The sequence below is a fragment of the Microvirga calopogonii genome, assembly GCF_003347665.1.
Taxonomy (GTDB): domain Bacteria; phylum Pseudomonadota; class Alphaproteobacteria; order Rhizobiales; family Beijerinckiaceae; genus Microvirga; species Microvirga calopogonii.
In genome coordinates this window covers 1-16,318 of record NZ_QDGA01000056.1, presented here as the reverse complement: position 1 = coordinate 16,318, position 16,318 = coordinate 1, and the positions used below count along the sequence as shown (strand labels likewise).

The following is a 16,318-nucleotide window of genomic DNA, read 5'->3' as shown; positions in this document are numbered from 1 at the left end:
GCCTAGACGGATCCATCCCTCACGAACCCATTATAACTTCGGCATTGAGAAGAGGCCTGGGCGCTAAGCGCCTGGGCCTTTTTCATTTTAGCCAAGTCAGACGTTGGAATTTCCCACATCAAAACCCCCAAACGCTGGCTTCGGCCAAGCGGCCTTCGGCCAAAGCCAAACGAATGAGATTGTCCATGATGTCAGAAGCTTCGACTGTCGCGATCAACCTCGCGGATCAGATCGACGAGTGCCGTGAATTCTCGCGCTCGAAGCGCGTGAATATCAGCGAGATCGCCACTCGGTTCGGTATCAGCCTCAAAGAGGCTCGCTCCCGCGTACAGCTCACGACGGTTGCTCCCCAGATCATCGCCCTGTTCCGCCAGGGTCACCTCGATCTGGAGCAGATCGAAGCCTTGAGCATTACTTCCGACTTCAAGGCCCAGGAAAAGGTCATCTTCCATGCCCTCAACGAATGGGCGGCCGAGCCCGACCAGATCCGGCTCACCCTGAGCCCCATGGGCATTTCCGAGGGACACCGGCTCGTCGGGTTCGTCGGCCTCGATGCCTATAAGGCGGCCGGCGGCTTCGTTCAGCATGATCTTTTCGGCGAACCGGGCAACGGCACCGTCTCCGATCCTTCCCTGCTGGTTCAGCTCGCCTCACGGAAACTCAACGCCATATCCGGCCAGGTCAAGGCGGAAGGCTGGAAGTGGGTTTCAACCGGAAGCACTCCCGACGCCGCTTGGGATATGATCCCCTACCGCTCCCCCGAACTGTCACTCGCCACCCCTCTGACCACCGTAACAATCCCGGGCGAATGGATTGCAGTCTCCGGCACCCTGGTCGGCGTTGACGAGAAGGGTGCCCTCAAGATCCAGCGCGGCCTCGTAAAGCCTCAGGACCTGGAGGCTGTAAAACAGCTTGCATCGGCGAATGAGAATGTTCCGGCCGCCCAGCGGATCGAGATCGTTACCGAGCCCCAGCCAGTCCTTCCGCAGGTCGAGCACCCCGATATCACTGCCACCCCTGAAGAGGCTCCCGCTCTATCGGATGAAATCCGGGCTTCCGAGGTAGAGGTTGCCACACCGGAGGCTCTCGTCGAGCCGTCCACGGACAATGCCGATCCATTCCTCGGTGACGTCGTCATCGATACGGTGATCGAAGCTACTGACCTCGTTTCGATCACCCCGGAAGCCGAGCTTGATGGACGTCGCAACTATCGGATCCAGCCTGGGGAACTGAAGCGCCAGGGGTCTTGGAAGGAAACCGCCAAGCGAAACATCGATATCATCGAACTCGCCAAGGCCATCACTGCGGACGGGCGCGACGCCACGGACGAGGAGAAGTCTCTCCTCACCAAATACACCGGCTGGGGTGCCAGCGAGATCGCCAACGGCATGTTCGGCGTCGGCTACCGGCACGACTGGTACCAGCTATCGGACCGCTTGAAGGCACTCCTGTCGGACGACGAGTACCAGGAGGCCAAGCGCACCACCCAATATGCCCACTATACCAGTGAGGCGGTGATCACCTCGATCTTCAAGGGCATGCAGCGCCTGGGCTTCACTGGTGGCTCGATCCTTGAGCCGGGTATGGGTATCGGCCTCTTCAATGGCCTCATGCCCGAGGATATGGCTGCGGCCAGCACCTACACCGGCATCGAATACGATGCGGTTTCGGCCTCTATCGCCCGTCTCCTCTACCCCCGCAGCCATATCATCACGGGCGACTACGCCAAGACGGCCCTGCCGCGAGACTTTTTCGACGCCGCCATCGGAAACCCGCCGTTCAGCTCAACGAAAGTTTTGAACGATCCGGAGTACAAGAAGCAGTCCTTCCTCCTGCACGACTACTTCATCGCCAAGACCATCGATCGCGTCCGCGAGGGCGGCATCGTTGTCCTGATCACCAGCAAGGGTACGATGGACAAGAAGAACGACAAGGCCCGCCGCTACATGGCCGAGCGTGCCGACCTTGTGGCGGCCATTCGTCTGCCCCAGACCGCCTTCAAGGAGAACGCAGGCACCCAAGTGGTGACCGACGTTCTCTTCCTGCGCAAGCGCATGACTGGCGAGAAGGTTCGCCGGACCAGCATGGGCGCCGCCCTGTACCGCACGAACGAGCGCGGGGAAGCCGTCGGCGAGCCGGTTCTCCACCTGAGCGATTGGATGGAGACCTCCAAGATCGCAGTCGAGGGCTACGACTTTGAGATAAATGAGTATTTCGTCGCGAATCCGGAAATGGTCCTGGGCCGCCACAGCGTCAGCGGCTCGATGCACCGGGCGGTTGAGTATTCAGTGGATCCCCTTCCCGACGTCACCATCGAGGATGCCTTCGACACCGCTATCCTGACCCTGCCGGAGGGCATCTACGCCCGGCGCCCGAAAACCTCGTCGATCGCCTCGTGCGCGGCTAACGGTCCGACTATCGACCTCGACCCGAGCAACCGGAAAGTCGGGGGTCTGTACCTCTCTGACGACGGGACCGTCATGCAGTTCGAGAACGGCATCGGTCAGCCGCTGACGCAGCGTTTCAACTCGTCTGGGAAGGCTATCGATCTGCGCCCGAGTGAGCTCTTCTGGCTGAAAGGCTATATCAAGCTCCGCGACGCCCTGAAGAAGGCCCAGGCCGACCAGCTCAATGACGGCAACTGGGAGTTTTCGCTGGCTCGCCTCAACGAGACCTATGACTCATTCGTCAAATCCCATGGCCGGATTCTCCAATACACCGTGATCGAACGGTCGAATCCCGACGGCACCGTTACCGAAACCAAGCGCTTCAAGGACGATCCCCTGATCCGGATCGATGCCGAGGGCGCGCTTGCGTATGCATTGGAAACCATCGCCGAGGACGGGGAAATCCGCCGCGGGCCGGTGCTTCAGGGCCGGGTGCTCAAGCGGGACCAGGAGCCCGCCATCAACACGACCCAGGATGCGCTGTTCGTATCCCTGAACCGTCTCGGCCGCCTCGACATCGACGATGTGGCCCGCCTTGCTCAACTGAGCCGCGATGAGGTGATTGCTGATCTTGGCACCTCGATCTTCAAGGATCCCGCCGGCTGTCAATGGGTCATGGCGGACGAGTACCTGTCGGGGAACGTGGTCCAGAAGCTGAAGGACGCGATGGCCGCCTGCAACTTGGACCCGAGCTATAAGCGGAACGTCGAGGCCCTCATGGAGGTCCAGCCGAAGCAACTCGCCGCTTCGGACATCATGGTTCGCCTCGGCGCGAACTGGATCCCCACCACCGACATCGAAGAGTTCGCCCAAGAGGTCATCGGCGACCGGATGAAGGTCGCCTATACCGCTTCACTCGGCTCCTGGACCGTCACCTGCCATCATCACGCGGTGTCTGAATGGTCGTTCGACCGGATGGAATCCTCAGACGTTCTGCAAGCCCTACTGAACAGCAAGCAGATCAAGATCGTAGATCGTCATGAGGACGGCTCCTCGACCGTCAACGTGGAAGCCACCGAGAAGGCGAACGATATCGCAACAAAGATGCGCGAGGCATTCCAGAAGTGGCTCTGGACTGATGCTGACCGCACGGAGCGTCTCGTTTCCTACTATAACGAGAACTTCAACAACATCGCCCCGCGTGTCTTCGACGGCTCGCACCTGACCCTTCCGGGCCTTTCGCTTCGGTTCTCGCCCTACGCCCACCAGAAGCGAGCTGTCTGGCGGATCATTCAGCAGGGTGACGTGTACCTGGCGCACTCTGTTGGTGCGGGCAAGACCTTCGAAATGATCGCTGGGTCGATGGAACAGAAGCGTCTCGGGCTCATCTCGAAGCCAATGTTCGTAGTCCCCAACCACATGCTCGCTCAGTTCTCGCGGGAATTCCTCGAGATCTATCCTGCCGCGAACATTCTGGTGGCCGACGAATACAACTTCCATACCCACAACCGCCGGCGGTTCCTGGCCATGGCTGCGTTGAACAACCCGGATGCTATCGTCATCACCCACTCTGCGTTCGGGCGGATCGGCATGAGCAATGAATTCTACAAGGAATTCATCGACGACCAGATCCGCGAGTGGGAGTGGCTGTTGCAGGATGTTGACAGTTCGGATCGCCGCACCCGCAAGCAGATTGAGCGGCGCATCGAAGCCCTTGAGCGCCGGCTGGAGGCGCGCCTCGCATCGGACAAGAAGGACCAGGTGCTGACCTTCGAAGAGCTCGGCGTCGATTTCATCAACGTGGACGAGGCACATGAATTCCGGAAGCTCGACTTCGCAACGAACCAAGGCAACATCAAGGGCATCGACCCTGCCGGCTCGCAACGCGCTCTCGACCTCTTCATGAAGGTCGACTTCCTGCGCCGCAGCAACAAGGGCCGCGCGATCGTCATGGCTTCCGGCACCGCCATCACCAACACCATGGGTGAATTGTTTACCGTGCAGCGCTTCTTCCAGCCCGCTCAGTTGGAGGCTGATGGACTGGGCAGTTTCGATGCCTGGGCGGCTCAATACGGCGACATTGTTGCCGGATTCGAACAGAACGCAGCTGGCGGCTATGAGATCGTGAGCCGCTTCGCCAAGTTCTACAACGTACCGGAGCTTATGCGCCGCGTTCGTAGCTTCATGGACATTCTGTCCTGCAAGCAGCTCGGTGAACTGGTGGAACGACCCCTCATTGAGGGTGGTCAACGACAGATCGTCGTGACGCCAGTCCCCACTGGCTATAAAGAGTATCAGAAAGAGCTCGAAGCCCGCATCAAGGCGATCCGCAACCGCTCCGGCGCCCCCAAGAAGGGCGACGACATTATCCTGACCGTGATCGCTGACGGGCGCTTTTCGGCCATCGACATGCGCTTCGTCGATCCGAATTGGCCGGCTGACCCGGACAGCAAGCTCAATCGGATGCTCAGTGACGCGATCGACGCCTATCATGAGACCGCCGACTTCGAGTTCTTCGATCCGTTGACCAAGAAACCTGAGCCGCTGAAGGGCGCAACCTCGATCATCTTCACGGACATTGGCCTGGGTGAGCAATCGGCGATCAATCGCGGGTTCGACATGAAAGCCCGGATTCAGCATCGTCTGGTTGAAGGTGGAGTCCGCCCGGAACACATCGCGTTCATGCGCGATCACAAGCAGCATGCCAAGAAGGAACGGCTGTTCGCAGAGATGCGCGAAGGCAAGAAGCGCATCCTCATCGGCGGAAAGGATATGGAGACTGGGGTAAACGTCCAGAAGCGCCTCTATGACCTCTTCCACCTGGATGCGCCGTGGTTCCCGGCCTCAGTGCAGCAGCGCGAGGGTCGTATTGAGCGTCAAGGCAATCAGAATAGCTCAGTACGTATCCGTGCCTATGCGACAAAGGGCTCTTATGACTCCACGATGTGGGGCATGAACGCCCGAAAGGCACGCTTCATCGAGCAAGCCATGAACGGCGACGATACGATCCGCAGCATGGATGACGTCTCCGAGGCCTCCGCCTTCCAGATGGCAGCCGCCTTGGCGTCCGGTGACGAACGTTACATGCGTGTTGCGGGCCTGAGGGCGGACGTGGAACGCCTTGAGCGTCTCCGCCAGGCCCACAACTCCGAACAGGGAAAACTCCGCAGTGAAAGGCGCTGGGCCGAGAAGACCATTGAGTCGTCAACCTCGACGGTCGAGATCGTCCGGGAAGCCATCAAACAGCGTCAGCCTGTGCCCGCCGGAGAGTTCAACGGCATCGTGGAAGGACTCGCCTATGACAAGCGCGAGGCGTTCGGCAACGCGATCATCAAGGCCGTTGCACAGCATGTGAACCGACAGACAGTCGGTAACCGCGAAATCGGCAACCTCGCCGGCTTCAATATCGTGTTCGTGGGCATCCGCGCGACCAACTTCACAAAATACAGCGCGGAAATCTATATGGATCTCCCCGGTGATCCAGATCCGATCCTTACGTATCCGTTCGACCAGGACCTTGCTCCGGGTGGCATCGCAACCCGTGGATTGAACCAGGTTGGTGGTTTGGAACGTCTCCTCTACCGCCACGAGGACGAGATCCAGCGCAACCAGCGCAAGATCGAGCAGATCAGGAACCGCCTTGGCGTTCCGTTCGCCGAAGAAGCGGTGCTTCTCGAAAAGCTGGCTGAACTCAGTGCACTTGAGGAAGAGTTGGCCGCTGAAAAGGCCGCAGAAGCAGCTGCCGCCGACGAAGCGAATGAAACCGAGGAGCCGGAACAGGATCAAATCGGATCCGAGGACGAGGCAGTTCAAGACGGCATCGAGGAGGATGCCCAAGTCGCCCCTTTAGCCTCATCGGACCTCAACCAGTTCGAGGAGCCGCCGCAGCCTGCCAATGATGACCTGGCGTTTACCCAGATGGCAGTTGGGTATGCACTTTAATTCGGAATGCTGATATAGAGTGCAAATCCGGCGAGCGGGAGTTTGCGAATCGTAACATGAGTACATCGATGGTTGACGACAGGACCGTCTCGGCTGCAATTGAGGAACGGGTGGCACTCGCACTGCTGCTCGTCCTCAATCTCGTCGGTCTGGCGGGTTGGCTCACACTGAGCATCCTCGCTCTCCTAGCGCTGGCCGGAATGCTTCGCTCCCCGGAGCGCCGCGTCTTTCTCCAACTCGTAGGTTTGGAGCGGATCACCTGGAAGCAGGAAATCTATCGGGCATGGCGCGCCTGTTACCTTCAAAGCCGGATGGCGGCGAAGATAGAAGGAAGCAAAATGGACGTGCTCAAGCGCATTCGCCGGAGCGCGGAATTCTACCAGAACAGAGCCTTCTATGGGCTGACGTTCATTCTCGCTGCCACACCCTACGGGTTCAAAATGCCGGCGGCTTTCGCCGTCGGTATCCTTCTTATGCATACTTTTGTCTTCACCTCTCGGTGGCTCGCTGTCCGTGAGCACGAACGGATTGTCGCTGCGCGTAACGTCCTTGGAACAGCATGATCTTATCTCCCAATAGGAAATTGCCAGAGACAATCTGAAAACCCCGAAAATGCGTTCACTGAACGCTCAACATAGTCAGCTGCACAACAAATTCCCGCAGTTGCTATCCCGGCACCCATAAGCCGGATCATCTCCTCCAACAGTCAAACTGAGGTTGACATGCGTTATCGTTCCTTCCTTTCGCTCGCTGCCTGCGCTGCCATGGCGATGTTGGCTATGCCCGCTGCCGCTGCGGATCTTCCTTTCACGTCGCAGCCCGTCCCGGTTCCGGCTCTCACGGCCGTCGGCTCCGGATACAACTGGACCGGCTTCTACGCTGGCGTGAACGCCGGCTACGGCTGGACCAACAGCGACGACGTGACGGTTTCGGGCTCCGAAGGCTTCTTCTTCAACGACGCTGCCTTTGGCGGCTTCAACACGACGGGCGGCGACGGTTTCACGGGCGGCGCACAGGTCGGCTACAACTATCAGTTCGGCAAGTTCGTGGTCGGCGCCGAAGCCGACATCAACTATGCAGACCAGGAAATTCGGTCCTTTGGCGCCCTGGATTCCGCCTTCGTCAACGAGTCTCTCGAGTTCCGCTCTGAGCTCGAATGGTTCGGCACAGTCCGCGCCCGCATCGGCTTCGTTCCGGTCGACCGCTTCCTCGTCTATGCGACCGGCGGTCTTGCCTACGGTTCGGTCGATGTCTCGGCAACTGACACCCTGACCCTCCCGCGCCTCGGACGCACCGAGATCTGGAGCGGCAAGGACTCCGACACGAAGTTCGGCTGGACCCTGGGTGCCGGCGCTGAGTACGCGATCACCAACAACCTGACCGCTCGGCTCGAGGGCCTTTATGTGGACCTTGAGGACACGAAGGTTGCTGGCGCTTACACCGGTGACACCGCCATCCTCGCTGAAGACACCTTCACTGCGAAGGCCGACAACAAGTTCACGGTCTTGCGCGCTGGCCTGAATTACAAGTTCTGATCCTCAGACGCCCCCTCTGAGGAAAAGAGAAGGCCCGGTGTTTTGCACCGGGCCTTTTTCGTGTTCGCATTAACACCACTGATGATTATGATCTTATCCAAAAAGCGTGTATATTCCCATGTATAGAGTTCGGGAGGCAACGAATGGCTTCAAATACCGCAAAGTAGGTATCCCGCAGAACACATCCCGATGCAGACCCAGTAAGGATGTTAACTTCGTGTGACGTACTTATATTGCTAGAGCCTATTCCTGTCGGAAGATACTAATCGATCCAGGCTGTCCGCCAATCATGTTCATTAAGTATCGCGACAGTTTATGAGTTGGTTGTTGAATACAAATGATCTGATGAGCGGGTGTACGAAGTTATAGTTGCGCCATGATCTCAATAGTGTAGTCAAGCATGAACCCATTCGCTGAGTAGACAAAGCTTTGGAGACGCAGTTCTGGCAAAACTTAGAGCCCGTTTGAGAATTGCTACGGGTGAGCGATGCGGCGGAGCATGAGGCTGCTCATGGCCACCCCGATCATGGCGTCCGAGACGTCGCAGCGCTCCTCGTAGTCCCGCACCAACCGGCGCCAGCGCATCATCCAACCGAACGTTCTTTCAACCACCCATCGGCGCGGCAACGGTTGAAAGCCCTGCTGGTCGGGCAGCTTGCGCACGATCTCGATCACGAAATCCCGGTAAGCCGCCTCGCTCATCAGCCGTCCACGGTCATAAGCCCCATCCGCAAACAGGTGCTTGAGCCACGGCCAGCGCTGACGCACCGCCTGGATGATCTGCTCCGCGCCTTGGGCATCCTGCACATCGGCCGTCGTGAGGTTGACCATGAGCAGGCGCCCGTCCGTGTCGACCGCAATGTGCCGCTTGCGGCCCTTGATCTTCTTGGCCGCGTCATAGCCGCCTCCGCCCGGGGCTGACGGGGCTTTGACCGTCTGGCTGTCGATCACGCCAGCCGTTGGGCTCGCCTCCCGACCCGCCTGCTCGCGGTCGAGCATGAGGGCGACATCGTGCAGGGTCTGGAACAGCAGGCGGCGGACAAAGCGCCGGAACCACCAGTACACTGTTTGCCACGGCCCGAACTCATGCGGCAGCATGCGCCAGCCGCAGCCGGTCCGGGCGAGATAGCGGATGGCATTGAGGATCTCACGCAGGTCCACCTTGGGCTTGCGGCCACGCCGGGCGGGCTCGGGCAGGATAGGTTGGATGCGCTGCCATTCCTCGTCGGTCAGGTCGGTGGGGTAGCGCCGCCGCTCAAAATCCTTCTGGCGCTCCCGATGTTCTTTGGTCCACATCCGCCTCATGTGGGCTCGAGACTACCCCAATCCGACCCCGTGCGACATTCTCAAACGGGCACTTAGCGCGCAGTAAACACGTAATAAGCAGGGGTAAAACATAGGTAACCTAAGGGAGATCACCGATGTCACTTTCTCGCTGCTCTTCGATCGGGTTCGTCACGCTCCTACCGATGCTGTTCGCGACGTCAGCCGCTGCTACTTGTCCAGATTGTCAGGATGAACAATGTGACCCAATATTTCACAAGTGTATCTGTACTCCACGAGTCGGCTGCACTGTCTCAATTCCCATTCCTGGCGCCACGAAACCTAACTCGGTGCTTCCCGTCACTCCAGTACCGTTACCGAAACCGCTTCAGGAAAAGGTCGACAAACTCGGCGAAGATACGCTGACAACGATCCAAAAGGCGACCGGTGATACGGTTGAGACATTAAAGAGTCGGCCCTGAACAATGCCGTTTGATCAGGCTGCCATTGGATTCCAGGGTTCGTGGGCAGTATCCGATGGCGCGAATGAACCCATCGGGGCTGCCAGGAACCAAGCGACAAGAAGCCTGAGCCAGTTCAGGACCAGCCGCAGGTTATGTCCGGCAGCCACGAGGAGCGCGTTGATCGCATCGCCGGCGGCTCCGAGCAGGTGATTGCGTCCCAGCCGCCCGTCCGCCTTCATGTGCCCGATCATCGGCTCGATCGCCGACCGGCGTCGCAGCTCCCGTCTGATCGTGGGTGTGAGCCCCCGCCGCTAGCGGGCAATGAACACACGCTCCTTGTGCGCATAGTCATGCCCGCGATAGCCTTGGTCGACGTAAATGCGATCTGGCTCAACCCCACTCAAGGCCACGACCTGATCCATCGTCGTGCGGAGCGTGTGGCCGTCATACGGGTTGCCCTCCAGCGCCTTGGACGCGAGCACGAAGCCTTCCCGATTGGTTACCGCCAGCGCGACCTTGGAGCCAAATTCGTACGGCCGATGCGCCTTGCCCTTGGTGATGCACACCACCTCCGGTGCGTGCAGGCTGTAGAGCTTGTTCTTGCTCGTGCGCTCCTGCGTCAGAAGACGCTCGATGAGGCCGAGCAGAGGAGCAAACCGGCGTGAGAGAACCTCATCGCCTGTGACTTTCCTGGCGACATCGCGGTAGACCCGACCCAAATAGGTCTTCAGCCGCTTCAACTCGCGCCGCATGCGTCGCATCTGCCGGGCATGGGCATAGCGACCGACCTGCACGGCGGCGCGTTTGGCCAAGCGCGTGTGGGCCTGCCGCAGCGTGAGGCCATGCCGCTTGGCCTGCCGCACCAGAGCCTGCAAGGCTTTCAGGTACAGCTTGGCGTCGGTGGGATAGGTGATCGCCTTCGGCTGCACGGTGGTGTCGACACTGATCCGCTCCAGGCTGGAGGGCCGCACAGTGCCGCTCTCCAGCCCAGCCTGGATCGTGGCGGAAAGCAGCGTCTCCAGTCCCTCGGGCCCGAGCCGCTTGCGCCAGCGCGTCAGCGAGCTCGGATCGCACGGCAGCTCATGTTGGAAGTACTCGCAGCCGCAGAACCACTGCCAGTACGGGTTCTCGATCCAGCGCCGCACCACGGCTTCATCGGACAGGTTGAAGGTATGCTGCAGATACGACAGCCCCACCATCAGCCGGGTCGGCTTGGCGGGCCGTCCGAGCGGACGATAGAAGCGGCCGAACGCCTGGTCGAAGCCGTCCCAGTCGATCAAACCCGCCAGGCGAACGAGCTCGTGACGCTTATCAAGGATCTGATCCAGACGGCTGCGGTAGAGATCGCCGGAACTCGGCATCGTCGGCTTGGGTCCCATGGCAAAACACCGGTTTTGAGTGGGCCACTTCCCAGAAACCGGCATTTTACAATGCTTCGCGACGACAAAGAATCCTTCAGCTTCAACAAGTTGTGGGTTGTTCAGGGCCGACTAAAGAAAGCGAATGGCGACCTATTCACCACGCTTAAGAAAGCGGGTGAAGACAGTATAACCACGGTTTACAAGGCCGCCGGTGATACCATCGCGACTTATGTTAAAGCCTGGCGCGACGTAGGTGATCAAGCAAAACGCAGTTTTTCCGACGCAGTTGATGCTGGCAAGGCAGCGGCCAATTTTGCGCAAAACCAACTGAGAGCGCAGCTTGACGCGGCAAAGAATGCCGAAAAGCGATTGCGCGATGGAAAAGTTGTCGATGCCATGTGGGGTTACGGCACCGAGCCACTCAAATCGAGCGAAGAAAACTTTGCTAAAGCAACGCAGGAGAGCACAGTCATCAACACAGCGGCTGGGACAGCAGCCGCTGTTTATGGTGGTCCCGGCGGTGCCGCAGCCTATGCTGCATGGCAAACCTACCGGAGCACTGGCAATGCAGACATGGCGATCCGAGCCGGGTTATTAGCCGCAGTGACCTCCCAAACTGGTTCGTCAATCGGCCAAATGCCAACCGGCACCACCGGGGAGGTTCTCAAGAAAGCTGCTATGGCAGGCGCTGCAGGTGGCATCTCAGTTGCCGCCGCGGGCGGTGATGAGCAAGCGATAAAGGATGGCTTTCTCAAATCCGCAGGAGCGGTACTGGTTCAGGGAGGGACCGACAGACTCAAGGCTTACTCACCGGAAGCCAAAGATGCTTATGACACGGTACAATGCATATCCGCCCGTGATCTTGACTGCGTGTCAAAGACGTCATGGGCTCGTGACGCTAAAGGCAAGATCCTCTACGATCAGAATGGAAAGCCGAGAGTCGATACAAGCAAGCTTGACCCTAACCAATACGTAGGGAAGTGGACCCAAATCGATCCAAACTCGCCTGCAGGCAAGGCGCAGGCTATCGTAATGAAGGCATCGAAGCTCCCAAAAATGGATGCGATTCCGGTTCTCAAAAACAAGTGGGTTCTGACACGGTCAGTAGGGAAGGAGAAGGACATCCCGTATGCGAAGCCCACAGTGGTCCTGACCTATGTTGGCGATGACCCACCATTCACGTCAAAGGTGGTGTATGGCGATGAGGCTACTGAGGCTGCCAAAGCTGCTGGTCTGTCACCGGCAACTTCCCAACCCGCGACTACTGACCTAAGGCCCGATACCGGAAACAAGCTCGTCGCCTATTATGTAAAGCCCGCTGACAGACAAAGAGTCACCGATGTTCTTGAGCAAAATTCGATCGAGTACACCAAAGTCGATTATGTTGGGCCAGAACATTCGAAAGCGCTTTCGAATGCCCTAATCTGCGGACCAAATACACGGGTCTCAGACCTGAAAAAGGTCGCGCTCTCATTGATCAGCGCTGGTATAGATATAAAATACATTGGGACGAAATCCACAAACAAGCCTGGTCAAATATCGATACTAAAGCTCCAGCGAAACAAATATACGATAAATAATCCGAACATTACCCGGAGCCAAATAGAACAACTCACGAAGTGTCCTGCGTCATTGAAGAACGGATGAAGCCCGGATCGCAAGGGCCGTAGCCGAACTGTCGCTGCGATCAGTCTTCCAAGTGATTGAGAAATTGCGGCGAACTCATAGAAGCAAGGTATCCGTAGAATTGGCGCCAACACTTGTAGATCGACGTTGGTCCGGATGCGAACGTGCCCAGCCAAGAAGGCTGGGCACACTCTTTGGACTGCGTGAACTAGAGCATCGACCGCTTTGTCGGACCCGCCCGGTTCCCACTCTGCCCAACGGAACGGAGAGGGCTCGGGTGTTGTGGATCCATCTTTAAGTCCGATGCTCTAGAGTGACCTTCCCAAGTCACGGATGGGCGCAGCACGCCCGATGTCGATGTTCACATCAAGTGGAGTGGAGTTCATCGCTCTGGCCTGCCCCAGAACCTTATCCACCCCCGTTGGCTCCATACCCGCCGGGAATTTAGAGGGATCGGCAGCGAAAGCTCCAATCTGGTGAACGACACTCCGTGGAAGGGTTTCTACTCCGGTTTCCGTTGACACTGATATACCCGGATCCTTCAACTCGCGGCTCGAAATAGGCTTACCGTTACCGTCCAGTTGCGAGAAGACAGCGCGACCCTCAGAAATCTCGACGGCTCCTTGCCCGTCCCGACCGGAAAACCGCGCCTCTTTGGTGACGCGCCCGTCCTTGTTGAGCATCGTCATCACGTCAGTTTCATGGTTCCCGACGCCGACGATTTGTTCCAGCGAGCCCTCACCCATTGCTTTGCTTCCGATCTGGAGAGCCTTGTCAGCCTGAGAGGACAGATCCACCCGCCCCTCTTCCAACTTAACGGACCCTTCGGGCAGCTCGCTCACGAAATTGCGCTTGCGAACCAGTCCGTCTTCCGTGCTCTGGGAATAGGCCGATATCGTTTCCCGGCCGGCGCCGGTCGAAAGCGCGATGACACTTTGATCCTCCCTGCTCCCTGGATCCCGATGCCCAAGGGTGAAGATCTTCGTATCGGTCGGTTCCAGGTCGGAGATCTTACCTTCGGCTACAGGCCGGCCGCCCTCTGCTTGGGTCTGGCCAGGAAGATTGATCCCGACGGCTCCGGCCACGCCCGCAAGCTTCCCGTTCGCCTGCTCCATGCCGGGTTGATCCAGCCGGACGATTTTCTCGGACCACTCTCCCTTCTGAGGGGCAAGTCCCGCGGCCTTCGCGCTTTCTGCCGCCTGAGGCGAGTCCGGATCGGTCCCGGTCAGGTATTTGACCATAGCCCGGCGGGCGAGGACAACGAGCTCCATGGTCCCATACGCAAGGCCCGCATAGGCGCCGAACCGGGCCGCACCTTCCGCGAACCCGGCAATTTTGTCGTTTCGCTCACCCCGACGCAGAAACGAGTTAGCGACATCTCCGATACCGTCGTCGCCGTCACGCCGGGAACTCCGCTCCTGCCGGGGGCCAGCCCCACGTGTTCTCGAATCATCGGCCCGGCCGTGGGGGTTCTGATGCGCTGACGGCCCATCCAAATGCCTGTCAGCCTTAACCCCAAAACCTTCAGCGTGTGGTTTCCTTCGTGTCATTGACCACTCCTATGAACTGGCGGTTTCTACCACAGAAGCCGAAATAAAAACACATATTTACGCTTTACAGTTCAGGATCGCCGATTTTAATGGTATGGTCAGGAATCGTAGTTGCGTTTGGCTCCCAAACTCCCAGTTTCGGATTCTCTGATGCCCGTTGATCACGAACTCAGGCAGGCGATGCAAGATCGCGTGACCACCCAGGCCTCGGAACTCTTGGCCACCGGCCAGAATGTCCTGGTCGTTTCGCCTACAGGGTCCGGCAAGACCAACATGTTCACGGACGTCATCAACAAGACGCTCCAGCGGAAGCCCGAAGCCAACATCCTCGTCATGCAGGACCTGATTGCGGTCGCGCAGCAGAACAAACGGCGTGCGGAGAGCCTGGGGCATAAGAGCACCTCGCTCGGCATTGACGGAAAGCTCGATCAGACCGGGCAGATTGTCTACGCACTCCCAGAGACGGTGATGGCCAACATCCGGTCTTTGAAACCCTATGACCTCTTGGTTGTCGACGAATGCCATCATGCAAGTGAGAGCACCGACTCCCAGCACTCCGCTATTATCAACGCGGCTCGGGCCATCAATCCTGACTTAGTGGTCATGGGTGCAACTGCTACCCACGAGCGCCCCGACGGCAAGGAACTTCATCCGGATCTAGCGAATGCAAAACTCCTGCGGGTGTCCTACCAAGAAGCCCTGAAGATAGGTGCGATCGTTCCGACCCGGACGGTCACCCCGTATGTTGCGCTCAAGGACGGATCCTCGATTGAGGCGGCAGTAAGCAAATACATCGATCCGACAAACCCGGTCGAAACACAGTCCGGCATACAAAGCCATATCCGGAACAACCGGCCGGCGGACTATCATAAGCGGTGCGTCCAGGCATGGGCTAAGGAGGGTGGCCCTGCGATGCCGACCTTCGCCTACGCCGGCACCATCGAAGATGCGGAACGACTAGCTAAAGCCTTCAAGGATGCTGGTTTCGCTTCCGAGACCGTCCACTCGAAGCTACGCCCCACTAAGATCGACAAGGCTTTCAGCGATTATCGCCGAGGTGCGGTTCAGGTTCTTTGCAGTGTCGATATGCTGATCGAGGGTGTGGACGAGACAAAGACTGCCTGTATCCTCAATGCAAAAGAGATCACCAGTCGCGCCGAAAAGCAGCAAATGGAAGGTCGCGGCATGAGAGCCCACACGGAACGAGACGGTTCCGGGGCTGTGACCTTCGATAAGAAGGAGTGCCTGGTAATCGATATGGGAGCCTCGACCGTCCTTCATGGGCGGATGGAGGATTACATTGAGATCGAGGCCTATGTCGTAGAAGGTCCGAATGCGAGCAAGTATCGCCCATGGCGCCGGCTGTCGAAAGAGAGCGACCAAACGGAGGTTCTTGGGCTCCATACTGGGGACAAGAGCCTGTTCGCCGTTCGCCCGCCGGGTTCACGCTCATACCTTTTGTATGAAAAAACCGAGAACACTGTTGGGCGTACGCAGGGACAGGTCCGTGACATCAAACCTGCTCGCCCCAGCACCGTCACAAGGATCGATCTTTCCAAGATTGGCCATGAAGCCGTCCGCCGGAACATCTCTCTGTTCACGGTTCTTGAATCTACCCGCGTCGACAAGGGTGACGGGAAACGGACCCGGAAGATGACTAAGATCCTCATCGACAGTTTCAAGGAGTCCAGGGGATCGCTGATGACCTTTACCCGCTTGCAGGTCCAGTACGCCAGGAACGCACAAGCTGTTGCAAGATGAATTGAGTGGTTCAGGAGGGCGACAACGCCCTCCTAGGCCGTGTGGACGGATTGGGCCGAGCAACGGGTAGGTAGATTCCCAAATCAGTCGGGCGATGATTCATGGCAGGTCGGCTTCAGGAGGCTCGACCATGCTGACAGGAATGACGGAGGACGACTGGACGATGGTGCTGCGGGTGTTTTCCGCCTCGTGTTCCCGGCGAGGTCCCAAGGGCCGCAATGACCGCCGCTTCCTGGAGGCGCTGCACTATTTCACAGTCCACAACATCACCTGGCGGGCACTGCCCTCCTGTTTCGGCAATTGGAACTCGGTCTGGAAGCGGTTCTGGCGCTTGAGCCGGGCCGGCGTGTTCGAAGCGTTCTTCGAGGCCCTGGCGGCGCTGAGCGGGACCGCTCACCTGGTGCAGATGTTCGACTCCACCATCGTGCG

At 58.6% G+C, this 16,318-nt stretch carries 8 protein-coding genes and 1 pseudogene; 6 read left to right on the top strand and 3 right to left on the bottom strand.

The window, feature by feature from the left end:
• Positions 1 to 185 precede the first annotated feature (185 nt).
• The 3 genes from DDF70_RS25420 (at position 186) to DDF70_RS25410 (ending at position 7,864) form a co-directional block, all read left to right on the top strand.
• Entirely contained in the window at positions 186 to 6,329 is a 6,144-nt protein-coding gene (locus DDF70_RS25420; protein WP_205772473.1) for an Eco57I restriction-modification methylase domain-containing protein, read from the top strand.
• 68 nt (positions 6,330 to 6,397) lie between these two features.
• The gene (locus DDF70_RS25415) at positions 6,398 to 6,892 is read left to right on the top strand and encodes a hypothetical protein (protein WP_114947561.1); all 495 of its coding nucleotides are present in this window, start codon (positions 6,398 to 6,400) and stop codon (positions 6,890 to 6,892) included.
• 159 nt (positions 6,893 to 7,051) lie between these two features.
• Positions 7,052 to 7,864 (top strand): outer membrane protein, encoded by an 813-nt coding sequence (locus DDF70_RS25410; RefSeq protein ID WP_114947560.1) that lies wholly within the window; start codon positions 7,052 to 7,054, stop codon positions 7,862 to 7,864.
• Between the two features lie 474 nt (positions 7,865 to 8,338).
• On the opposite strand, the gene DDF70_RS25405 is transcribed toward DDF70_RS25410, so the two are convergent.
• Positions 8,339 to 9,160, bottom strand: a complete 822-nt coding sequence (locus DDF70_RS25405) for an IS5 family transposase (RefSeq protein ID WP_114947559.1) — start codon at positions 9,158 to 9,160, stop codon at positions 8,339 to 8,341.
• A 463-nt stretch (positions 9,161 to 9,623) separates the two neighbouring features.
• Positions 9,624 to 10,970, bottom strand: a pseudogene (locus DDF70_RS25400) (IS5 family transposase).
• A 51-nt stretch (positions 10,971 to 11,021) separates the two neighbouring features.
• Between DDF70_RS25400 and DDF70_RS25395 the strand changes: the two are divergent.
• On the top strand, positions 11,022 to 12,599 hold the full coding sequence (locus DDF70_RS25395) for a hypothetical protein (RefSeq protein WP_114947558.1): 1,578 nt from the start codon (positions 11,022 to 11,024) through the stop codon (positions 12,597 to 12,599).
• 287 nt (positions 12,600 to 12,886) lie between these two features.
• Here the strand turns inward: DDF70_RS25395 and DDF70_RS25390 are convergent, their stop codons facing one another.
• The gene (locus DDF70_RS25390; RefSeq protein ID WP_162820655.1) at positions 12,887 to 13,849 is read right to left on the bottom strand and encodes a hypothetical protein; all 963 of its coding nucleotides are present in this window, start codon (positions 13,847 to 13,849) and stop codon (positions 12,887 to 12,889) included.
• A 429-nt stretch (positions 13,850 to 14,278) separates the two neighbouring features.
• On the opposite strand from DDF70_RS25390, the gene DDF70_RS25385 reads away from it, so the two are divergent.
• Both DDF70_RS25385 and DDF70_RS25380 read left to right on the top strand, forming a co-directional pair.
• The gene (locus DDF70_RS25385) at positions 14,279 to 15,889 is read left to right on the top strand and encodes a DEAD/DEAH box helicase (protein WP_114947556.1); all 1,611 of its coding nucleotides are present in this window, start codon (positions 14,279 to 14,281) and stop codon (positions 15,887 to 15,889) included.
• A gap of 130 nt (positions 15,890 to 16,019) precedes the next feature.
• On the top strand, positions 16,020 to 16,318 hold a 299-nt coding region (locus tag DDF70_RS25380), incomplete at its 3' end, for a transposase (RefSeq protein ID WP_162820654.1).

What these genes read in the sequence shown, in the direction of transcription:
- DDF70_RS25410 (WP_114947560.1), top strand. Translation starts at nt 7,052, where the DNA reads ATGCGTTATCGTTCCTTCCTTTCGCTCGCTGCCTGCGCTGCCATGGCG.
- DDF70_RS25390 (WP_162820655.1), bottom strand. Translation starts at nt 13,849, where the DNA reads ATGGAGCTCGTTGTCCTCGCCCGCCGGGCTATGGTCAAATACCTGACC.
- DDF70_RS25405 (WP_114947559.1), bottom strand. Translation starts at nt 9,160, where the DNA reads ATGTGGACCAAAGAACATCGGGAGCGCCAGAAGGATTTTGAGCGGCGG.
- DDF70_RS25385 (WP_114947556.1), top strand. Translation starts at nt 14,279, where the DNA reads ATGCCCGTTGATCACGAACTCAGGCAGGCGATGCAAGATCGCGTGACC.
- DDF70_RS25420 (WP_205772473.1), top strand. Translation starts at nt 186, where the DNA reads ATGATGTCAGAAGCTTCGACTGTCGCGATCAACCTCGCGGATCAGATC.
- DDF70_RS25395 (WP_114947558.1), top strand. Translation starts at nt 11,022, where the DNA reads ATGCTTCGCGACGACAAAGAATCCTTCAGCTTCAACAAGTTGTGGGTT.
- DDF70_RS25415 (WP_114947561.1), top strand. Translation starts at nt 6,398, where the DNA reads ATGGTTGACGACAGGACCGTCTCGGCTGCAATTGAGGAACGGGTGGCA.